Raw genomic sequence first — 20,528 nt, 5'->3', positions numbered from 1 at the left:
AGGGCAAACCTTCGGGGCCGGGACGCCCAACGGCGTGACCCGCTGACCGCCCCGACCGGAGCACCCGTGGCGGTCTGGGTACTCCTCTGCGTCCCTGCCAGGTTTGCCGACCGGAGGGAGGCGCGATTCAAGCTCCCACAGGTCCCCTTGGGTAGTCAAGGGCCAGTCGATGGTGGTTGACTTTTACTGCCGACCGGAGGGACCACCTTGCCACCGCGTTACCGATACGAGCAGATTGCCGACGAGCTGGAAGAACGTATCCGGGCGGGAGAGTTCCCGCCCGGGTCGAGGCTGCCCAGCAGACGGGAGCTGACCGAGTACTACGACGTGACCGAGCCCGTCATCGACCGCGCGATGCAGAACCTGCGGGTCAAGGGCCTCACCGAGACTCTGCCCGGCGTTGGCGTCTTCGTCGCCGAACCGAAGTGACTGCTTCCTGACACTGTCGAGGACAGGGCAGGAAGCAGGATGACTGGCCTCGATAGGCTCGACCGGCGCGGCGGAAGCCGAGCGGACATCGGGAGGCGGCAACATGTCCAGCATCCAGGAAGTCAAGGCAGGGCTGGCGCAAGCAGGTCAGCACGGCAATGCCACCGTCCAGCAAATTCGGTCAGCGGTCGACGCTCTCGATCGCATGATCGCCAACCTGCGCGCCGCAGCCACAGGCACCGGCCACCCCACCATTGGCGAGGCGATCAGCCGTTGCGAGCAGAGCAAGAAGCTCCTCAACGATGCGACATCCCTTGTCCATGGTGCCGGCGAGGCGACCCGCAACTACAGCAGCTTGCTTGGCTGAGCGCCGCTGACATGACCGTCGATGACATCAAGAGTGACCTCAACCGTGCCAGGACCCTGATGATGCAGGGGAAGGCAGGCTTCGAGGAGGCCACCGAGACGGGCGCGCAAGGTAGCGCCTTGGCGCTGCACACGGTGCAGGACAGTGCCGATGACGACATCGAGAAGGCAGCAGCGGCCCTCAAGGCGGCTGACGACGAGTTCAACCGGGTGCTCAGTCGGGTCAACGCGGCGATCGAGCTGGCCGACGCCTACCGGGACGCGCTCTGATGTCGGCCGGCATGGAGCAAGTCATTGCGCAAGTGCGACGCGCCAAGGACCAGTTGGCTGAAGCCGCTGTAAGCGCGATGCGGGCCAAGGCGGACTTTGACGAAGCCTACAGATTGTATTTCCAGCTGTCCGAGGGATCCGCTAATCCGAACATCAGTCGCGCGGCGTCAGAAGCACAAACGGCCGCAGCCAAAGCAGGTAGATATGCCAATCTACTCGATCGAGCGCAGCGGCACTACCAGGCGTACTTCGCAAGAGTCGCACCTGCCGCCGACTTCGACGAGCCGTCGGGTATGCCCTCGGGCGAGTCGCTGTTGTCGGACTCTGATCGTCGACGCCGTCGGCAGGATGCCTTCTGGAATCGTCAAGTTCAGAAGGCGGACGATATTCAAGACGCTTTCGCGAATGCCGAGACGCACGCCAAGGCGATCTTCAAGAGTCTTCCGGAGCCGCCGGGTGCGACCAGCTCAAACCCTGTGAAAGTCGAGCCTGCGCACGGCGTTGACCGTGTCGAGGTGGACAATCCGATCACAGCTGCTGCAATGGCGGCCGGCGCAATGGCGGTTGCTGCTAGGTCTATCTGGCAAGGTGCAAAGAAACGCCGAGAAAGGAAGCGGTCGCAATGACCCTGCATCCCGAGTTGCCTATGTACATCCGTACCCTGGTCCGAGGAGAAAACGATCTGAACGACGAGATCGAAGCCAGGCTGGACCGAGACGGCTGGGACGGGTTTCCGCGCTTCCTCGCCTCCCTGTTCTTCATCGCCGTCGACCGCAGATTCAGCGAGGATGCTCCTGCTGGTGAGATCATCAGATTCGTCGCCGCGCTGCGCGAGGACTTGAGCCATGGGGGCCCAGACATCGATCCGATCGGTGCGGAAGTTTTGATCAGATCGGCGCTTGACCCGGCTGTCGATTATGAGCTGACGCCAGAGATGGTCACAAAAATTCAGGCTGCAACGATGTACAAAATCTTCTCTGAGGGCGACCTGTCCGACGCGGAGCTAGACGAGATCCTCGCCGAGGCGACCGAGTTCGCAACGCAATCCTGATCGGTGGGGCGGGCGTCGAGGCACGAGGCGCAGGGGTCACGATGTCGCATCAGGTTGGGGTAGCCTCGGACCGTGCCACTTCCAAAGAATCGCAACAATCGCGGCCAAAGCATAGTCAAGCAACTCGCGGCGCTGGTCGACGAGCTGGAGACTGCTACCCTTCCGGACAGGGTCAACATTCGGAACTCGCTGCGCGAGGCTCTGGCGGCGGAGGTGGCTCGCCTCGAACTTGCCGTCAGCCGCCTTGACCCGACCCTGCGGCCGAGTAGCATCTTCGACCCCAGCGCGCCGGAGACGACCGGCCGCGTTGTGGCGCTCACGGCGATTGCCCAGCCCCGTCACCCCTTGACCAAGCTCCGGCCCTTTTACGGCGCCGGTGTCTATGCGCTCTATTACAAGGGGCCCTTCGACGCGTATTCTCTTCTCGCCAATACCGAACAGCCAATCTACGTCGGCAAAGCTGATCCAAAGAGCGCCGAGGCAAAGAACGCCGTCGACCAAGGGACGAGTTTATTCGACCGACTCAACGAACATCGGAAGAGCATCGAAAAAGCAACTTCGACCCTGCGACCCGAGGATTTTGACTGTCGATTTTTGATCGTGCAGACGGGTTACCAGCGCGCAGCCGAGCAGTATCTGATCAACTTTTTCAAGCCGATCTGGAACAGCGAAATGAGGATCTGCTTCGGAATCGGCAAGCACGGAGACAGTTCAAAAACTCGGGCAAACAAGCGGTCGCCATGGGACACCATCCACCCTGGCAGGCGCTGGGCTGACAGCCTGGTTGATGATCAAAAGTCGGAGAGCCAGATCAGGAGCGAAATTACTGAGCATCTATCTCGACTGCCGCCGCATCGGACGCTTGAGTCGATCCTTGCGGACTTTTTGAGTGATCTTGGTCAGATCGCACAGGGTAGCTTCACGACCGCTACGGATGACGAAATTCCTGTCGAAGATGAGTCTGCGCTTGAGGCTGATCAGGATCGTCCCGGACTCTCACCCTAACCGTGCCACAGCGGCCATGACTCGGTCGGCGGCCTCGCTCGGCTCCTCGTGTTCCCAGACGCGAATTGCCGTCCAGCCAGCTTCGGCAAGGATTCGGTCGGTTTCTCGATCGCGTACCCGGTTGCCCTCGATCTTCTCCCGCCAAAACTGAGCGTTGCGCTGTGATGGCCGGTGGTGATCGGGGCAACCGTGCCAGAAGCAGCCGTCGATATACACGGCGACGCGGACTCGTGGGAACGCGATGTCGGCAGTGCGGCGGACCGATGGGACAGGCCGGAAGTTGACTCGGTACCGCAGGCCAGCCTTGTGAAGGAGTGAGCGAACCTTCCTCTCGGGGCGGGTGTCACGTCCCTTGTTGGCCCGCATGATCGCCTGGACGGCTGGGCTCGACGCCCAGGACGTGTCGCTTGCGGTCTCCTTCACCGCCAGCAGCTCACGCGACCAGGCGAGCCGCCAACCCTCGGCGAGGTTTTCTGCCCTGGTGGCGTGACTGACCTCGCCCAGGTAGCGGGCGGGAGACTTGCCGCGGTCGGACCAACGGAGATAGGCGCGGATGCGCCTGGACTTGGGCAACAGCTTGAGCTCCACTGACGCGCGGGCCCAGCGTCCGTCGCCAAGATCCACCCATCGCTGGTCGTGGCCGCCGGCGGCGCGATCCTGCTCGGCGACGACCGACTGCCGACTCCGACCCTTTCGACCCTTCCACGCACGTGCGCTCGGGAGCTTGTCGGCCCAACGATGATCGGACTGTTGGAGATCCTCGGTCATGGCTGCTGGCCGGCCTCGTCAAGCGCGTCGGCAATCTTGCGGGCGAAGAACTCGCCGAGAACCACGGGGACGGCGTTGCCGAGCTGTCGCATCTGCTCACCGCGAGGCCCAGCGAGCTTCCAGTCGTCGGGGAACGTCATCACCCGAGCTGTCTCCCGTACGGTCATGTATCGGTGTCGGTAGGCGTCCGCCGAGGGGTCTAGATCGTCTGTGAGCATGACGGACTCCCCACCGGGTACGCCGTGCACGCCAGCCTTGACGGTCTTCGCCGGCCGGTCGAGCTCGTTCGGAGTGTGGCCGGCGTAGATTCGCGCACCGGGCCAGCCGATGTGGTCGGTGACCCCCCCCAGCAGATGTTCCTGTCGGTCGAGTCGATCCCAGGGCATCGGAGGTAGGGGCGGCTGGCCATCGGTGCCAGCGATCGCGTCGCGTAGCGTGCGCCAGGGGAGAGTGCCGTCAGCGATGGTGATCGCACCGGACAGCCGCGACATGACGCGCCGGCGGACATGGCTGGGCACTCTTGGATGCCGATCCCAGTAGGTCCCGTCCAGCATCGTCCGGGCTAGGGCGGACTCCGAATGCGTCGGCCTGACTGACTGCTCGAAGCGGTCGAGGTCGACCCCGAGATCAGTCCTGAAGGCCACCAGGATGATCCTGTTGCGAATCTGTGGCACTCCGTAATCGGCGGCGTTCACCGGAAAGGTCCGGACCTGGTAGCGCTGCTTCGGGTCGGATGGCGTCTCGCCAAGCCTGCGACGGAGGATCTCGTCGTGCTCCTGCCAGGACGCCGCCTCATCGCGCTCCTCGAAGGGGAGCTGCAGCTCCCGCTCGATGTAGTCGAAGTAGGGACGGAACGACGGCCGGAGTAGCCCGCGCACATTCTCACAGATTACGGCTTTGGGCTGGATCTCCCGGATCGCGCGGAACATCTCCGGGAACATGTTGCGCTTGTCCTCGTCACCCTTGGCGACGCCGCCCAGGCTGAAGGGCTGGCAGGGGGGACCTCCCGCGAGGAGATCGACGCGATCCCACAGGTAGCGGAAGTCGACCTCGCGTACGTCACCCTCGACCAGTGGCCACCGGTCCTCGCGTGTCGGGATCCGCTCCTCCTCCCCGCGCGTCGTGGCGGCGTTGAGCTTCAACGTGTCACAGGCGTACCGGACTATCTCGTTGACCAGAAGGGGGCGGAAGCCCGCTCCGTGGACGGCCATGGCCAGACCGCCGCCGCCGGCGAAGAGCTCCACCGACGTGCGGTCCACGGTTGGCTCTTCTGGCAGATCAGACATGGCAGAACTATACCGCGGAGTTGTAGATCTTGGAAGTCCGGCTCGCCGGAGCAAGTCGGTGTGACCGAGATGGGCAGGTGCGGGGGACACCCTTGCTTGACCGCCGCCAACATGTGGTTGGGTCTACATGCGTTCGAGGGAGGGACGATGGCGACCTGGCAGGTAGGCCCGTTCGACAACGATGAAGCGGTGGAGTGGTGCGCCGCCTTGGAGGACGCCGATCCTGATCAGCGTGCCGAGCTGACGCGCGCGGCATTCGCGAAGCTGACGTCGCCCGTCGGCATCGGAACTGCGGAGGACGCGGCTCGCGCCATCGCGGCCGCAGCTGTGGTCCTCCAGGCGCTCACCGGCAAGCCGGTCTCCACGTCGGCGTACAGCCCTCGGTTCCTGGAAGGGCAGGAGTGCATCCAGGCCAGCCCTGAGCTGCGGGACCTAGCCGCGCGCGCACTCGACGCCGCTCTCGCTCCCGGATCCGCCTGGCGCCTACAGTGGCATGACGACGTCGAGGAGGAGGAAGCGATCGCGGTAGTAGAGCAGCTTCGACGCGGCTTGGGCTCAGAGGTCTACTAAGGAGCCAACCACCGTCGCGCTCTGCGTCGCGCGCTGCTCAACGCAATGCAGCCGGACGATGGTTGCTCAATTCGTCAGACAATGAACTCCCAGCATGTCCCTTATGCGTCTACTACCACTGCCATTGGGTCTCTGCTGCTGCGAGTCTGCCACTTGATCAACTTGCCATTCAATGGCATGGTGCTCATGGGAGTTACAAGATGAAACGCAAGCGTTATCTGGTCATCCGGGGCGGGCTTGTCGACATAACGACTTGTGTCCTCCACGGACGGATACATGATCAGTGCGCCCGTGCCCGGCTTGTTGAGTGAATCTGCCGCTGGGTCGGGGACCGGTGTGGATATCCCGGCAATTCGATTGGCGGCATTGCGATGGCGTGACTCACTAACGGCTCTCAACGAGCCTTTGGACGGCGTCCATGCGCGTTTAAATATGCTGAACGGACCGTGACTCATGACATCTTGGACGATCCCACGGTTCGACGTCTGGAATGGGAAAAGGACTATCCATCGGTTGAGCTGGTCGGTACGGAGGTTGCTGAGCCAGGCGAGTTCGGGTTGGAAGGTATCTGGACTGCTCCAATGGAGTGAACCCAGAATGCTGAGCATCTCGGCGTGCTCGACCTCGGCTACCTTAGAATCAAAGTAGGTACCAGTTTCCTGCATTAAAGGCGCACCATTAACACTGGACACCCTAACCGTCTTGAACTCCTCAAGACTGATGGCGCTGGCCAGTACGGGACTCCAGAGCTTGTTGTTGTCCAGTGTTCTACGTGCGTTTCTGCCGGCGGGGTGAGGGTAAGCGACAGGCTCCATGGGCTCGCCTGGGGAACTGCGCTCCACGAGTCGAGCGTTCCACATCTTGTTACGGCCGGTGGGACGTAGATCGGGGCGATGTTGGGCGATCAGCGGTGGTATCTGTCGTGGGGTAATCTGTGCCTTGCCGTCAATAGGCTGGGCGTACCGTCGGAGCTCAGTACGCAAAAACTCCTCGTCTCGACACGCTGCAGCAAACATGCTGTGTAGTTCTTCCGTCGTGTAAAGACGAACCAGATCTCGATAATGCGGTCGAAAACCGAACCACCGGCCCATCTGCATCAATGTGTCAACCTGGGCTGTCGTGCGCCGATAGTACGTCACAGTAAGGCCTTCGACGGTAAACCCACGGGCAAGCTTATTGCCACCGACAAGAATGCGCCAAATTGGTCGACGGTCAAAGTCAAGGCTTTCTTGTTGGCGTTCGAGTTCGGGATCACTGTTAACGACGATAACTGGGCCGGCATCCCGATCGGGAGGACTGATCTTGCCGACTGCTGCACTGACGTCAGCCCGTAGACTGTCGAAATTGGTCGGCGTAGCCAATTGTGGTGCGGAATGCTGGCTGACAGGGAGTATGTCGGTTTCGTACAGGCGGCGAAGGCGACGCAAGCCCGACGGACCATGGTAGTCGCCGCTATTCCACAAGAAGTTAATCGTCGCCGCTGCCTCCCTATGCGTGTCACGTCCCATGGCTTCGTGTACGAGCATGGTGTGGTGGCGGTAGCTTGCCTGCCCCAGCCGCTGGCGGTGCAACTTCACGGCGCCCGTCAGTACGTACATGTCCAGCGCGGCGCGAAGCTCGCCGTCATCCGGTTCTTCGCTGAGCAGACGCACGTGGCGGCGTTCCTGAGAATCGGAAAATCCGCGATTATCGGATAGGGGATCCGTATCGAAATCGTGGAAGTCCTCAGCGCCCATGTATCCAACCGGGCGTGGGAGCGAGACCAGGAAGTCTCGGGGAAAGATGTCCTCGACGTCGGACGGGTCTACGAAGACATTTGCGTAAGGGGTTGCTGTATAGCCGACGTATTGTGCGCGGGGCATCATCTGCAGTAGTTTGCCAATTAGTCGATTGATGGCAGTGCGTTCACGGCTGTCAGCTTTCCACTTCTTCGGACTGGTGGTATTGATTGAGGCTTGATCCGACTCGTCATCGATTATGAGCACCGGAACCTCACCGAGACGATCACTGATCCTGCCTAGGTCCGCTACGAGATCCTCAAGGATGTTCTTGTTCTTTTTCGCAACGATCAGGCGGGCGTCGCTGGTGAACAGGTTCACCGGCTCGAAAAGTCGCCTTGAGCGGTCATGACGGTGGTATTCAAGCGCGGAGAACCCCTGCCTTAAGCGGCGATAATCCCAAGCATGAGTACTGAGCCGTCGGATATCCGGAAATCCTGCGTCGGAAGGGCGGCTGCCGTGACGTATAAAGCGATTTCCGAGCCAATCAGGATCGTCCTGATATTCGTGACCATGCGTATCGTGAGCTGATATCTCGAGTTCGAGATTCTCGCGCCCTAGTAGCTCAATGTCCAAGCGGCGCTGCGTCTGGGCGCGTAGCATATTTGTAGTCCCTGTCAGTACTAGGACCAAACGGTATCCAGCGTCGACAGCCTTCGCTATAACCCCAGTGAAGTTGGCAGTCTTGCCGCTCTGGACATAGCCTACTACTAGCCCTTTTGCCTGGTATGCTTTGCCTCGAGTTGGGTCCGACAGCCGGCGTACTACCTCCTCGGTTGCAAGATCGAGTCCAGTCACCGCCTCCGAATGCCAACCTTTGTCGAGCAGAAACTTTCGATAGTGGGGCCAATAGAAATCATGTTCGTGGCGCCGCTGCTCGGTTCGCCATTCCTCCCAATCATCTGCGATGACAATTGGTGCAATATTGGCACCGTATGGGAAACGGTCGGCGAAGAGCTTCCGAGTAGCGGTGTCCAGATTGAGTGAATCAAGGATGGCGCTGCGGCGTTCCGCTGTGCCGGGAGAAGTTCCCGCCGCCCAAGTTGCGTCGGTGGCGGCTTGGTCCCAGCCTCCGAGAACATGCGCGAATTGGTGGCGAAGTGCGTCCTCCGGACCTGCATTCTGAAGGTGAGCAAGCAGCGCCGTACCGTCCGCCAAGTTGCCATCACCCAGCAACGCAGCCAATGGGTGGAGGCTTTTGGGCCCGGTGCGAGACATAGCCTCGAGAGCCGCACTGTAGGCAGTGACTAATGTGCCACTCATTGAAGCTCCAGTTCTCCTGCCTTTACGGCACAATCCAGTAGACTTGGCGCTTGGTCCCTAGACCTGCCGGTGAGGTCAACGCGGTAACTTACATTGGTGATCGCTTGTAGGTCGGCGCCAGCGGTTGCGAGGAGTGCGGGAGTGAGTCGAGGGAAGTCTCCTGCGACTTGGAACGTCGCAGGTTCGTTACGTAGGCGCCAGCGTTGTAGCGAACCATGTTCATAACGATGTCGCCAGCCTGCCGTACGGACGCGTAAATCGAAGTCTTCCCGGTTTGCTAAGGTGGTAAAACTGCTGCGGACCTTTGCGATAAGTTGGGCCACCGTGACGCCGGCTGTTCCGGCCTCCGTAATCTGCAACGAGAGCAGCCATAGAGGACGGTTTGCGGTAGGCTGTAACTGAGTGAGTGACGAGACGCGGTGTGTGCGACTCTCGGACGTTGTACTTTTTACCTCAACATCAAATTCCGAAAGGCCGAAGTCGTGTTCCTCGGTGCCTCTACGCCAAGCAGAGATTGCCGCATCCGGACTCATCGTGTTCGCTAGTCCGGCGAGTAGAGCGAGTTCGCCGAGCAGTCCGGTCTCCACCTCACGGGTCAGCGTTTGCTCGGATCGGATCAGGTGGCCTAGTCGTCGTAGCGTCACCTGCATGGCTTGGCTAACGGTCATCCCGTCCAGCTGTGATCGATCTGCGATGCCGCAGAGAACTGGGTACGCATCGAGAAAGAGCTGCGGCTCAGTTACGGCAACCTCTACCATTCGACGGCCACTGTAGTGCACGATCGACATTCTTAGGTGCTCTAGACCCGTGCTGAGGCCTTCCTCGTTCCTGTGAGCCGGCGCCCGCAGACCGATTCGGTGACGTTCAGGATCAAAGAAGAGGATCACCCGAGGCTTACCCTGAATCGGGTGATCAAGCCTCAGGCCGGTGGCGATGTATTTAGCGAAACTGTCGCCGCTGAGATGGCGCTGCACGTCAGTCATGCTCGCCTCGTATACGTGTCGAGCTCAGCCATGGCGGCGATGGTGAGAATTTGCTGCCAGAGCTCGATATTGTCTCGGTCGCGCGCCCCGAGGTGTGAGCCTTGGAACAGGTTTTCCATTAATAGGAAAATGATGCTTTTCAGTAATGGTGCATCATTTAGTCCGCCGCGACGTCCGCCGAGGACTGCGGTCCGGTAGCGGTTGTTAAGCCGCAATGTGCTGTTGGCACGATCTACTTCGAAGAAACTCTCATTATCGAATCTCGCCCAAATTATATTGAGTGGCGATTCATTCAATTGTGGTAGCTCGTCGACGATCTCGCGAGCGACTTTAGGATGGAGCCCTTTGCCGGGAGGGAGGACCGCGCTACGTTGGGCCGTAGCTCGTCGGTTAGTAGTAGACCAAACTGATTCTGCGGCCTGTAGATAGTCGGTGATTGTAGTTCCGTCGGGCGCCTTGGCCGCAGTTATAGCCCGAGCGAAGTCTGGACCTACGGTTACCCGGGACTTCTCGGGATTCATGGAAGCTAGACCGGCGACGTCTCCGTCAATATCAATACTTGCCCGGGCAAGCTGCAGCTTCTTGTCGGTAGCATGTATTCCCTCCCAGCCGCCGGCGTGAAGAAGTCGGTCTCGCCGGTAGAAATATAGACCTTGTCTATTTTCCGCCCCTCCAGGAAGCCTGTATTCCGGCTCATTCGACCTTCGGGGCCAGATGTGACACACTAGATTGAGGCGCGTGCCGTTTGTTTCGGCAGTAAGCGTGCGAGGCCACCCCGGAGCGGGCCTAGGATAGCCGAATGGGTCGATTGGTGCGACCTCCGCTGAGCTTCCGGCCGTATCATTGACGTCTTCGACGTCAATTAATATCCTTCTTTGTTCTGTGCCAAGTAGGCGGTGAAACGTTAATCCTAAGTGGCCGCGGATATGGTTGATGGAACGTGTTAAAAATGTGGTGACCCTGCTGTCGTCGCTCGTTGCTGGAAATCCGTGCACTCGGTCCCATCGGATAACTGTACCCGATGGTGTCGTGCTGAAGACCCAACGACGGTCAAGCTCGGCTGCGGCGAAGTCCGTCGGCACGATATCGCACAGAAAGCTCGTGCTGCCCTCTCGTAACCAACGTCTACCAACGGCAGGATGTCCGGCGGCACGGCTAAGGACGGTCAGGCTCGCAGCTTGGCTGAACGAGGCGGCCTTGAGCCCGATTCCGAACCGGCCTAGGTCGCCGTCACGGTAGGTGCGTCGACCGCCTATCGTCATCGCAGAATCGATCTGGTCCGGGGTTAATCCACGGCCGTCGTCCACGACGTATAGGCCGATCAGTTGCGCTCCGCTTCGGATGAAGCGAATTAAGACGTTGCGTGCTCCGGCGTCGATACTATTGTCTACCAGGTCTGCCAATGCGGTCTCGAGTGAGTGGTTGCGCCCCAGTGAGTCCAAAGCGCGAGGGTCGGGCCGAAGCTCGACCGTTCCATCCGTTGGGACTTCACTGGTCCAAGTCATTATGCTCTCCTCGCGGCTTCGCTGCTGCGGTTGTGTGGTTGGCTAGGCCGAAACCCTCGATCTAGGGCGAGCCCCATAAGTCGGGAAGCTGCGCGCAACTGTTTCCCTGCAGGGATATTGCCCTGTGCTAGGGCATGAGCGACGTCACGGACCGCCGCTCGCTGCTGGTCATCGAAGGTGCCTGTACTCGCGCCCCAGGCTGCTAGGTCCTGCCAGTCGCCAGCTTGTGAGTCGCGCAGTGCCCTGACGTCGTCGGTATAGCTGTCCAGCGGCGTGAGTTCGGCATTGAACGTTGGGGGTGGAACCCAGTCGATGTCGCGAACAGCCTCCCAACACTCGTCCTTTTTTGTCCATTCGCCAACGTGTGTGCTACTGCCAGGAGGAGATGTGATTATCTTCTGAACGAGGATGGAGATCTCGGTTAAGCTCTCAGTGAGAGCTGGGGTTATTGCTTGTTCGCGCCAGACTCGGTCGAGGTCTACTCTTGATCCAGTGGCATGGGCGATCTTTGCGACAGTGTACGCAACGATGTTTGCTTTGTACCCGCCGAAGTTCTGTCGGGCTACAAGCCGATCTGCTTGTCGAAAGAGGATGGCCTTGGCGACGAGGCGTTGACAGTAATCCTTATCTACAAGTGGTTGCCGTTGATCGATCCATTCGGAGAACAGTGTGAAGTTTTTCTCTGCCCCTAGGCATACCTGCTGGGGAAGCATTGCCCACGATGCTTCGTATTTTGCCAACTCAGATTTAGTAATTTTCTGACTTGCGGGATTAATTTCCTTGAATATCTTCTGGCGAGATCTAGTCGATTCGGCTGCCAGGGCGTTCGCGTATTGGCCTCTGGCGCGTTCATAGAACCAGTGGGTATCGTTGTCGTGGGTGGGTCCTGGTGGTGCCCACAGTGTCCGCATGATCCGTTCGACATCGACGTGGAAGCCGGAATTTGCCTTAAGGTCAGATGCGGTTACCTTGTTCTGGGTGTTCGAGTAAGCGGAAATTCGTGGAACGATCTCGTCAAGCCGCTCAGGTGACACCACGGTTAGCTTCATTTGCACTAGCACCGAACTTATATTGGTCGTGCGACGCGCGTGGTGAATGGATGCTGTTGTCTGTCCTCCATTTACGATCTGGAGATCGTAAATGCGGCGAATTTTCCGCTGCTGATCGGGGCCGCCTTCGTCGAAGTCCACGGCAGAGGCTGTTGCTGCGATGCCATTGTTGTAGGCCAGGAAGCGTTCGGGATATTCTCGCAAGGTGCGTTGAATTCCTGCGTTCACAGCGCCACGTACCTGCAGGAAAGAGCGAACGTTCAGTTCAAGCAGTCGAGCGCCATGGCGTGCGTAAAGCTCGGCTAGGTCGACTCCGGGGACGATTGTAAGGAGGACCGAGTAGTCGTCCGTTGTGTTCGGTGTGCCGAGGCATGGTAGGCCTGCCGGAAACTCGGCAATGATGGGCTCTGCGCGGCTGCCAGATGTGGTCCAGTTCGCCAACCGGCGGAGATCCCAGACCTCACGCGTGACAGCTCGGCCATGGAGCTGTATCGGAACGATCGGATCCTTCGTGACGCTCCGGGCATTAGTGATGAGTAAGAACCGAACCCGATCGACCCTTGGGTAGCTCTCTACCACGCGGCGGATCAGCCCAGTAACCTCCGAGGAGGGATCCTTCCTGGCAAGCGCTCCTGACAGGCTGCGCGAGACGAAGTTCTCGAGTCTCCGGAAGGCGGCCTCGATCTCAGTGCGATTGATCTTGTGGGCATGGTCAGCTCTCGGGCTGTAGTTCGTAATAAAGAGATCTAGGCTGCGGTTATCCGATGTCACGCCGAAGCCGCTCACCTCTACGCCGTGGTCCCTAAATCGTACGACTGCCGGATCCTCGGTCAGCCCATCTCCGGCGAGCTGCTCGAGCATCACGCTGGCAAACGCCTCCTGTGGATCGGAGTCGTTCGTCTCCGCTAGGGCCCTTACCTCCTCGAGGAGGTTGTAGGCGTAGGTATCGACGTCCGACTCACGCATCGAACACCTCCGTCAACGTACGGGAAGCCGACGCCTGCCCGACTGGAACACCAGGGTGGGTGCTGACAGCGGACATGGTCACTCCGAGGGCCGAGCGGCCTGCCATGTCGTTGACTTGGCCGACCGCGTGGGAAGACATCCAGCATAGGGAAGAGGCTCGGGACCGCCATCGTCGGTGGAGTCTCTGCGTCACTGCCGTTAGCCTGGCCCATCCCGTAGGACCAGGTCTGCCTGGCTGAACGGTTGCGGAGGAACCGGAGCTCGTCGCGAATTCTGTCCGGGTTGCCGTTGACAACTTCTCGGTCGGCGGTTCGACGTGCTGTAGGTCCTGGGCGCGCCCGACGGCGACCGCGTCGGCGCTGGGAACGCTGGCCTTCTGACGGTAGTGTGCGTTGTCGTGCCTGCCGCCGACGAGGACTACTCTCCGCCCACACGTGATCCTTCCGTCAAGCGGGGTGCGTATGCCGTCAGGCTTATCCGCGGGCCGTTCGTCCAGTTGCCGAAGCATCCGGACGCATGCGACGAGCCCGATGCGATGCTCACGTACGCGGAGCAGGCCCGTAGCCGTGGCGAGCGGCTCGCTGCGGACTTGTTCAGCGGTGCGGGCGGGCTCAGCCTTGGCTTGGAGGAAGCCGGCTACCGGGTAGTCCTTGCCGTCGACCACTACCCGGAGGCGGTCGAGACCCACCGTCACCATCACGCCGGTTTGAGCGTCAACTGGGACCTCGGCGACCCCGAGCGCATCCGGGAGGTTGCCGACCTGGTCAAGCGCGCCGGCGTCGAGTTGCTTGCCGGAGGCCCGCCCTGCCAGCCGTTCTCCAAGGCTGGTCGGTCGATGATCCGACACAAGGTCCGCAACGGCCTGCGGGACCCGTACGACGAGCGCCGTGACCTGTGGCGGTCCTTCCTCGAAGTGATCCGCCTGGCGTGTCCGCCTGCGGTCCTGATGGAGAACGTGCCGGACATGGCCCTCGACAAGGAGATGTTCATCCTCCGGACGATGGTGCACGAACTGGAATCCCTCGGCTACGCGGTCGAGGAACGTGCCGTCGACACCTGGCGCTACGGCGTCCCGCAGTTCCGGCAGCGACTGATCTTGGTAGCGCTGAGGGACGACATTTCGTTCCAATGGCCCGCTGAGTCACCGGAGCGGCCCACAGTGTGGAACGCCATCGGTGACCTGCCTGAGGTGGAGGGTGGCTGGCGTCCGGCTGGTGGCGCCGACGGCTGGGCCGACTATGCCGGGCCGAGGACGGACTTCCAGCGACGGATGCGCCGCAAGGTGGTACCGGAGGACGAGGCAAAGGTCTTCGACCACATCACCCGTCCGGTCCGCGAGGATGACCTTGAGGCGTTCCGGCTCATGGATGCGACGACCCGCTACTCCGACCTGCCTGCGGAGATGAAGCGGTACCGAGACGACATCTTCGACGACAAGTACAAGCGGCTCGACATGCACGGGCTGTCCCGCACCATTACGGCGCACATCGCGAAGGACGGATACTGGTACATCCATCCTGAGCAGCATCGCACCATAACCGTCCGTGAAGCGGCCAGACTGCAGACCTTCCCCGACGACTTCCGGTTCGCAGGGCCACCGTCGGCGGCGTTCAAGCAGATTGGGAACGCCGTACCCCCTATGCTCGGCGAGCACCTGGCCAACGCCATCTCGACGTCCCTGCAGGCCGCCACTCCGGCGAAGGTGAACACCCAGCAGGTCGCGGCGGCGCTCGCCGAGTGGTTCGACGGGGAACACGTTAACGGCATCCCGTGGCTGCGGGCCCAGACCCGCTGGCAGGTTATCCAGGGTGAGATCCTGCTCGACAGGACACATCCTGACGTACTCCGGCAGGTGTGGCGCATGCTGCAGACCTGGCGGCAGCCTCAGGACACAGTCGCGCGCGAGGACGATCTGCGGAGAATAGGGCGCTTTATCTCCCGGGAGGCGCGAGCTGACACGGTGGCCCAGCTTGCGCGCACCCTGGCGGATGATCCGACTCTGCTCCGCGATGACGACGCCCTGCGGCGGGTGCCAGGACTCTACGAGTCCGTTGCTGACCTGGCCATCCTTGTCGTTCCCGCCGGCGATGACGACAACGCTGAGGAGCCGGTCCTCGTCACCAAGGGCGTCCTGCGCGTCGCAGCACGGTTCAGCGGTGCTCCGGTCGGAAGCCGGAACCGGCTCACCGATGGGCGGCTCGAGGTCGCTCGGATGATCGGCATCGACAGTGACGCACGAAGCGCCCACCTAGGCCTGATCGATCTGGCGAACACCCTGTGCCGCCCCCAGGAGCCGGTGTGTTCAGCCTGTCCATTGGCCAAAATCTGCGTCGAGACCAGGACCCAGTCGGACCCGCTGTTCTGACCGGCGCTACCGTTCGAGCCCGAGTAGCTCCACCACCTCCGGTGCGGTCTCCCGGAGGACAGATTCGATCTGCTCCCATGGCGCCCACTGATCAGCCTGCATCGCTGCCATCCGAAGGGCGAGCCCGGCGTGGACTGCAGCCTGGCTGACAGCTCGTACCTCGGCCGGTGAGCGGAGATCGGCAGGGACCTGAGCGCGGTCCCCGCTGCGGGACGTCTTCCGGTACGCGTCGTCGGCGAGGATGCAGAGCTCGTTGACCGATGGTTCGATTAGCTGTCGGAGCTGAGCCGGAATACTGACCTTCATCTTTGCGACATTGATCGTGAAAGCTGCATCGAGGTCGGTGTCAAAATCAACGGCGGCGCGGGCAAGTTTGGTGTGTTCGTCAATTCCCCGGATGCCTCCCCAGCCGCCCCACTGGACCAGCCGGTTCGCGCGGTAGACGTACAGCCCTTGCTGCCGGTTCCACTTGAGCGGACCGGACATGCGGTCGAACCCTGCCGGATCGGCGAACTTGTCCCGTGCCGGAAGGACGAACCTTCGCAGAGCCACCTTTCCGTTGATCCCGGACGACTCGATCTCGAACCGTTGTTCCGGAAGCTCAACAGTCGCCGGCTCCTGCGATGCGAACGGGTCCCACGGCTCGACCTTCTCTCCGTTGACGGTGACGACCAGCTCAGGCAGCCCGCCCACGCCCTCGATGAAGCGGTGGAAGACCATCCCGAGATGTTCAGCGGTCCGGGTTGCGAGTGTCTCGAGGCGGCGCCGTGCCCATCCGCCCTCCGGCCGTCGCTCGGGGAGAACTCTGTCGAGGTTCTGCCAGACCACGACCGTGCCCGTTCCCTCTGCAAGCCACTGTCGGGCACGGGCGACCATCGGTTCCGTGCTGGCGGGATCGATGATGACCCACTGGTCCAGCTCGCCGATCAGGTCAAGGTCGAGTGCTCTCGCGCAGGTGCGGGGGACGGCCGCCGAACTACGACTGACGACGGTCAGGAGGCGGCACTGGGACAGTGACGCGGTTTTGAGGCCGAGACCGTAGCGCCCGAGTTCACCACGCTCGTAGTCACGACGGGTGCCGAAGCGCAGCGCCTCGAGGAGGCCGGACGGCGGCATGCCCCGTCCGTCGTCGGCGATGAGGACCCGTGAGTCGGCACCGTCATGCTCGATGGTCACCTCGATGCGGGTTGCGCCGGCCGCAACGCTGTTGTCGACCACGTCGGCTACTGCGGTCTGGAAGTCGTAGCCGATGTCCCGCAGCGAACTCGTCAGCCGTGCCGCCGACGGCGACACCTCGTACCACGCTCTGCCGGCCACTGCGTCCTCCGTCACGTAGTCGGTGACGACCAGGATGCCACAGGATCCCCAAGATCAGTTAGGCGACCCGTCGGCCTGTGGACAAGGTTGTCCCGCAGCGTGCGCCAAAGGTCCTGAATCCTGTCGGCAGCCGCGACAACATCCTCATGTTCCCAAATGTGCAGGACGTTCCAACCCATCGTGAGCAGCAGCTGGTCCTTCTCTCTGTCCCGTTCGACATTCCGTTCCAGTTTTGCTTTCCACCAATCCGCATTATTTTTCGGTATGGTCGAATGCGTAGGGCACATGTGCCAGAAACAGCCGTCGACGAAGATGGCAAGACGAACTCTGCTGAAGACGATGTCCGGTCGGCCCGGCAGGCCGGCGAGGTTCACCCGGAACCGTAGGCCTCGCCTGTGCAACTCGCGCCGCAGCAGCATCTCGGGTTTGGTACGTGCCCGGGGCATCCGACGCATCTGAGCCGAGACCGATGGGCTGAGCGGGGCTGGCGTTCGGCTCAACGACGTACCCGATGTCCGTTGCATCTCGAGCGGTTCGCTGTCTACTAGTGACGGTTGAGCTCCACAGGAGGACGGCCACCGGAGGCGGGCGTCTGCCTGTGGAGCAGCTACGGTTGGGCGGGACCACTTTGCCGAGGTGTGATCGGTGGGCTGCATGGCCAGTCAATCGGCAGGGATCGAGGTGTCGACTAACTCCTTGGGCAACAGCGCGATGAGACTGGGCTCTCCGGCGCCGCTGTACATGAGAGTCAGGTTGCGGCGTGCCCTTGTCGCAAGAACAAAGAGCTTCCTCCGTGCGTCGTCGGTAGTCGGATCACCCGGCGCCGACTGGAGCTCGGGTAGGAAAACGGAGTCGAACTCAAGTCCTTTGGCGCTCGTCGCGGTCATCAATTTTATGCCTGCCCCGGTGAACGCAGGGTTAGAGAGGGGGCCTGTTCGCCGGTTGCTTACGTAGCCTTGGACTGGATTCACCGCACGGTCGGTCAGCGCCCGGTGGAACTTGCGGAGGTCTTTGGCCAAATAAAAAATCACGCCGATCGTCTCACCCGGATGTTCCCTCTCGTAGCGGGCAATATATTCCGCCGCACCCACATGGTCCTTGTGACGGATCACCTGCGGCAGTGGTCCGTGGGGCGACCCGCTGGCGTTGCTCCGGGCCGCAGGATTTAGGTGAGCAGCGAATTCCGTGATAGGTCGACTGTTGCGCATATTCCTTGACATGGTCAGGGTCGATTTGATTCCAGCATGACTGGCGATTTCCCTGACGGTGCTCTGGTTCGCGCTGATACGCTGATCTTCGTCGGCAAACACGGTCAAATATGCTGGCATTAACCGAAGGGTGAGATAGAAGTCTCTCGGAAGATCCTGCCCTTCGTCAATGACGAGATGCCATGGATCTAGCTTTATGGGTGGCTGATCCATGATTTGGTTAACGCAAGCTACCCAGTCAATCTCCCAGCGGGCGATCATGGGCGGGCTTTTCCCGTAGCACGCACTCCAAAAATTATGAAACCATTTGTGATAGGTTGTTACGGCGTTGCCGGCTCCGAGGCCGGCGGCAGCGCCGTGGCTATACGCCGACAGAACTCTGCTGTACATGAGCATTGTGGTCCGCCTGCCAGACTGGAGTAGCCAAGCGGAACGGTGAACGGCAGTAGTTGTTTTTCCTGTTCCGGGCCCTCCTGTAACAAGACAGGAGTGATTGAACGGAAGCTCTACTACTTCACGTTGCACGGCGCTGAGGTTCCTGAATGCGGGTACATGCAGCATCATTTAGTCCCTGCCCGTACACTGATCAGCTCGGCGAGCGGTTCCATCATGAACCCATATTCGTCATGAATGACGAGATTTCGATCGAGCAGGACGTTGCCCAACGTGCAGCTGGTCTCAGCCGCGAGAGTGCATGCGTGGCAAGCAGCCATTGATAGGCCATCAGGACCTTGCGCTGTGGATTCGGAGCAGACTGGGTCGAGTGAGCACCATTGGGCGGAGGCGAGGGCGGACGTGATAGTCACCGCCAGTCGAACGGCTTCGCCTGAGCGGGCGAGCCCGCCCAGCGTGCCCTCGCTATCGCCAGCGGCGGTGTAAATCAGGATCCCAGCCATTGGTATTTGCGCCCCAGGAAGGCTCGCGTAGACCCGTTCGCGCAGGGAAGAGGATGGGTACCCTGCGTCAAATGCCAGCTGGCGCATCAGCAGATGCGCAATGGTATGCAGCAGGACTAGTCGTGGCATTGGCTCAGCTTCGATCCATCGAGCATGCATGCTGCCAGCCAGCCGTCGGCGTAGCTCTGAAACGCGTTGGAGTACTGGTCGCTTGTACTCCCACTTCTGGAGTGCAGCATCGTTGAACCGAACGAAGACTCCTTCGCCGAAGATCTCGATAGCGGGCAGTACGCCGGTCCGCTTGCCGAGGTCTGCTGGGATATAGCTATCCATCGTGTGCCGGCGGAATCCCCGAAGTACGCGGATTTCCCGCAGCCGAGAAACCATGACTACATCGGAGATTCGGCGAACGAGTTGATCGACAACCGGCTGTAGCGCGCCATGTCCTGCTGGAGCCGGAAACGGTACTCTCTGGCTGATGAAGCGGTCGCGGTGATCGTGAGTGCTGCGCGGGTTTGTCAGCGCTAGCCATTCCCGTTCGATGAGATCCCCAGGCGGGTCGCTGGAAGCAGCCGCCATGCCGAGGCGGTCGTCAAGAACGGCGCGCACCTGTGCCGTCGTTACTCCATTCTCGTCCGCGATCACCTCGATCAGGTTCTCACTGAGTGGCCCGTCGGGCCTTTTAAGTAGGGTGAGGAAGTACGGGTTTTGTTCGATGCGGACCGCGTCCTCGCTCCAAGTTGTCCAGTCGGAGTCCGGCGGAAGATCTATCGCTGACCCCACACTAGGGAAGTAGACACTTGATGCCCCGCGCTGAAGAACGACCGGAGGCTGGTCACATGCAACAGCCTCGTTGTCGTTCTGCCACGGCTGCCGTCCGCAGCACTGCAGGTTCAGCCGGCTCAGCGCCTGAGGGGAGGTGAGATTGGCAAGGTCCCTCTCCGCCTTGCAGGTACTGCAACGAATGCGAAGCGACTCGAGTCCACCGCCAACCGAGTTCACATGAAGAAACTTCAGCCTTGCAATACCGCATTGTCGCTGCTCCCGTCCCACCTTCACGCCAGAGTGTGCCCAAGTGGGCCAAGGGACATCGTCGAGGTGCCCGTTTCCGCAAACTGCCACAAACCTCATTGGGACGAGCTGTGGAGAGCGATTGCAGTTGTCGCATCGGGGTGGTCTTCCGCTTTTCTCCCTGCTAATGCTCCACTGCGTCATTGATCGGCAGGATCCGCAGAAAAGCCATTGGGGAAAGCGGAAGTACGGCAATCCGGATTTGTTCGCTAGATCGGGTGGTGTTCGAAGCTCGACCGCGCCGAAGTCTGCCGCAATCCTAGCGGCCGGGATCGTATCGAAACGTCCTTTCCAACGGGTGATGTCCTCGGCAACGAAGGACTCGCCGAGCATGTCGACGATGGCGCCGACCCCGAACGGTGTCAGCGTCTGCATCCGTCGC

18 protein-coding genes are annotated in these 20,528 nt (G+C 61.0%); 8 read left to right on the top strand and 10 right to left on the bottom strand.

All coding sequences use genetic code 11. From position 1 onward, the window contains the following. Positions 1-207 precede the first annotated feature (207 nt). The 6 genes from ACFHWT_RS02915 to ACFHWT_RS02890 all read left to right on the top strand — a co-directional run bounded on the left by ACFHWT_RS02915 (position 208) and on the right by ACFHWT_RS02890 (position 3,121). Complete coding sequence (locus ACFHWT_RS02915; protein WP_289211424.1) at positions 208-429, top strand: winged helix-turn-helix domain-containing protein; 222 nt, start codon at positions 208-210, stop codon at positions 427-429. A gap of 103 nt (positions 430-532) precedes the next feature. Next, entirely contained in the window at positions 533-796 is a 264-nt protein-coding gene (locus ACFHWT_RS02910) for a hypothetical protein (protein WP_416593004.1), read from the top strand. 11 nt (positions 797-807) lie between these two features. Continuing rightward, positions 808-1,065 carry a hypothetical protein gene (locus tag ACFHWT_RS02905; RefSeq protein ID WP_416593003.1) on the top strand — a complete coding sequence of 86 codons (258 nt, stop codon included), beginning with the start codon at positions 808-810 and terminating at the stop codon, positions 1,063-1,065. Next, positions 1,065-1,691, top strand: a complete 627-nt coding sequence (locus ACFHWT_RS02900; RefSeq protein ID WP_416593002.1) for a hypothetical protein — start codon at positions 1,065-1,067, stop codon at positions 1,689-1,691. Before ACFHWT_RS02905 ends, ACFHWT_RS02900 begins: the two co-directional genes overlap by 1 nt. After that, positions 1,688-2,116 (top strand): hypothetical protein, encoded by a 429-nt coding sequence (locus ACFHWT_RS02895; RefSeq protein WP_416593001.1) that lies wholly within the window; start codon positions 1,688-1,690, stop codon positions 2,114-2,116. Before ACFHWT_RS02900 ends, ACFHWT_RS02895 begins: the two co-directional genes overlap by 4 nt. Positions 2,117-2,188: 72 nt before the next feature. Further along, positions 2,189-3,121, top strand: a complete 933-nt coding sequence (locus ACFHWT_RS02890) for an Eco29kI family restriction endonuclease (protein WP_416593000.1) — start codon at positions 2,189-2,191, stop codon at positions 3,119-3,121. On the opposite strand, the gene ACFHWT_RS02885 is transcribed toward ACFHWT_RS02890, so the two are convergent. After that, positions 3,113-3,889, bottom strand: coding sequence for a very short patch repair endonuclease (locus ACFHWT_RS02885; protein ID WP_416592999.1), 777 nt, complete (start codon positions 3,887-3,889; stop codon positions 3,113-3,115). The genes ACFHWT_RS02890 and ACFHWT_RS02885 overlap by 9 nt on opposite strands. Then, complete coding sequence (locus ACFHWT_RS02880) at positions 3,886-5,175, bottom strand: DNA cytosine methyltransferase (protein ID WP_416592998.1); 1,290 nt, start codon at positions 5,173-5,175, stop codon at positions 3,886-3,888. The genes ACFHWT_RS02885 and ACFHWT_RS02880 overlap by 4 nt, the downstream gene beginning before the upstream one ends. Before the next feature lie 147 nt (positions 5,176-5,322). On the opposite strand from ACFHWT_RS02880, the gene ACFHWT_RS02875 reads away from it, so the two are divergent. Beyond that, positions 5,323-5,745, top strand: a complete 423-nt coding sequence (locus ACFHWT_RS02875; protein ID WP_416592997.1) for a DUF4259 domain-containing protein — start codon at positions 5,323-5,325, stop codon at positions 5,743-5,745. Positions 5,746-5,846: 101 nt separating this feature from the next. On the opposite strand, the gene ACFHWT_RS02870 is transcribed toward ACFHWT_RS02875, so the two are convergent. The 4 genes from ACFHWT_RS02870 to ACFHWT_RS02855 all read right to left on the bottom strand — a co-directional run bounded on the left by ACFHWT_RS02870 (position 5,847) and on the right by ACFHWT_RS02855 (position 13,289). Then, on the bottom strand, positions 5,847-8,708 hold the full coding sequence (locus ACFHWT_RS02870) for a Z1 domain-containing protein (RefSeq protein ID WP_416592996.1): 2,862 nt from the start codon (positions 8,706-8,708) through the stop codon (positions 5,847-5,849). A 74-nt stretch (positions 8,709-8,782) separates the two neighbouring features. Beyond that, entirely contained in the window at positions 8,783-9,769 is a 987-nt protein-coding gene (locus ACFHWT_RS02865) for a PD-(D/E)XK motif protein (RefSeq protein ID WP_416592995.1), read from the bottom strand. Then, positions 9,766-11,274 carry an ATP-binding protein gene (locus ACFHWT_RS02860; RefSeq protein ID WP_416592994.1) on the bottom strand — a complete coding sequence of 503 codons (1,509 nt, stop codon included), beginning with the start codon at positions 11,272-11,274 and terminating at the stop codon, positions 9,766-9,768. Before ACFHWT_RS02860 ends, ACFHWT_RS02865 begins: the two co-directional genes overlap by 4 nt. Beyond that, positions 11,274-13,289 (bottom strand): AIPR family protein, encoded by a 2,016-nt coding sequence (locus tag ACFHWT_RS02855; protein WP_416592993.1) that lies wholly within the window; start codon positions 13,287-13,289, stop codon positions 11,274-11,276. Before ACFHWT_RS02855 ends, ACFHWT_RS02860 begins: the two co-directional genes overlap by 1 nt. Positions 13,290-13,686: 397 nt before the next feature. Here ACFHWT_RS02855 and dcm point away from each other — a divergent pair, with 397 nt between their 5' ends. Further along, the gene (dcm, locus tag ACFHWT_RS02850) at positions 13,687-15,654 is read left to right on the top strand and encodes a DNA (cytosine-5-)-methyltransferase (RefSeq protein WP_416592992.1); all 1,968 of its coding nucleotides are present in this window, start codon (positions 13,687-13,689) and stop codon (positions 15,652-15,654) included. Between the two features lie 6 nt (positions 15,655-15,660). Here the strand turns inward: dcm and ACFHWT_RS02845 are convergent, their stop codons facing one another. The 4 genes from ACFHWT_RS02845 to drmB all read right to left on the bottom strand — a co-directional run bounded on the left by ACFHWT_RS02845 (position 15,661) and on the right by drmB (position 20,521). After that, positions 15,661-16,971, bottom strand: coding sequence for an ATP-binding protein (locus tag ACFHWT_RS02845; RefSeq protein ID WP_416592991.1), 1,311 nt, complete (start codon positions 16,969-16,971; stop codon positions 15,661-15,663). Between the two features lie 11 nt (positions 16,972-16,982). After that, positions 16,983-17,390 carry a very short patch repair endonuclease gene (locus ACFHWT_RS02840; protein WP_416592990.1) on the bottom strand — a complete coding sequence of 136 codons (408 nt, stop codon included), beginning with the start codon at positions 17,388-17,390 and terminating at the stop codon, positions 16,983-16,985. A gap of 243 nt (positions 17,391-17,633) precedes the next feature. After that, on the bottom strand, positions 17,634-18,740 hold the full coding sequence (locus ACFHWT_RS02835; protein ID WP_416592989.1) for an AAA family ATPase: 1,107 nt from the start codon (positions 18,738-18,740) through the stop codon (positions 17,634-17,636). Continuing rightward, positions 18,740-20,521: a DrmB family protein gene (gene drmB / locus ACFHWT_RS02830; RefSeq protein ID WP_416592988.1), complete on the bottom strand. Its 1,782-nt coding sequence runs from the start codon at positions 20,519-20,521 to the stop codon at positions 18,740-18,742. The genes ACFHWT_RS02835 and drmB overlap by 1 nt, the downstream gene beginning before the upstream one ends. Positions 20,522-20,528 lie beyond the last annotated feature (7 nt).

It is taken from the genome of Micromonospora sp. LOL_021, assembly GCF_048060215.1.
GTDB lineage: Bacteria > Actinomycetota > Actinomycetes > Mycobacteriales > Micromonosporaceae > Micromonospora_E.
This window is presented reverse-complemented; position numbering and strand designations above follow the sequence as displayed.

What these genes read in the sequence shown, in the direction of transcription:
- ACFHWT_RS02835 (WP_416592989.1), bottom strand. Translation starts at nt 18,740, where the DNA reads ATGCTGCATGTACCCGCATTCAGGAACCTCAGCGCCGTGCAACGTGAA.
- ACFHWT_RS02910 (WP_416593004.1), top strand. Translation starts at nt 533, where the DNA reads ATGTCCAGCATCCAGGAAGTCAAGGCAGGGCTGGCGCAAGCAGGTCAG.
- ACFHWT_RS02860 (WP_416592994.1), bottom strand. Translation starts at nt 11,274, where the DNA reads ATGACTTGGACCAGTGAAGTCCCAACGGATGGAACGGTCGAGCTTCGG.
- ACFHWT_RS02900 (WP_416593002.1), top strand. Translation starts at nt 1,065, where the DNA reads ATGTCGGCCGGCATGGAGCAAGTCATTGCGCAAGTGCGACGCGCCAAG.
- drmB (WP_416592988.1), bottom strand. Translation starts at nt 20,521, where the DNA reads ATGCAGACGCTGACACCGTTCGGGGTCGGCGCCATCGTCGACATGCTC.
- ACFHWT_RS02840 (WP_416592990.1), bottom strand. Translation starts at nt 17,390, where the DNA reads ATGCTGCTGCGGCGCGAGTTGCACAGGCGAGGCCTACGGTTCCGGGTG.
- ACFHWT_RS02885 (WP_416592999.1), bottom strand. Translation starts at nt 3,889, where the DNA reads ATGACCGAGGATCTCCAACAGTCCGATCATCGTTGGGCCGACAAGCTC.
- ACFHWT_RS02880 (WP_416592998.1), bottom strand. Translation starts at nt 5,175, where the DNA reads ATGTCTGATCTGCCAGAAGAGCCAACCGTGGACCGCACGTCGGTGGAG.
- ACFHWT_RS02865 (WP_416592995.1), bottom strand. Translation starts at nt 9,769, where the DNA reads ATGACTGACGTGCAGCGCCATCTCAGCGGCGACAGTTTCGCTAAATAC.
- ACFHWT_RS02895 (WP_416593001.1), top strand. Translation starts at nt 1,688, where the DNA reads ATGACCCTGCATCCCGAGTTGCCTATGTACATCCGTACCCTGGTCCGA.
- ACFHWT_RS02875 (WP_416592997.1), top strand. Translation starts at nt 5,323, where the DNA reads ATGGCGACCTGGCAGGTAGGCCCGTTCGACAACGATGAAGCGGTGGAG.
- ACFHWT_RS02905 (WP_416593003.1), top strand. Translation starts at nt 808, where the DNA reads ATGACCGTCGATGACATCAAGAGTGACCTCAACCGTGCCAGGACCCTG.
- ACFHWT_RS02855 (WP_416592993.1), bottom strand. Translation starts at nt 13,289, where the DNA reads ATGCGTGAGTCGGACGTCGATACCTACGCCTACAACCTCCTCGAGGAG.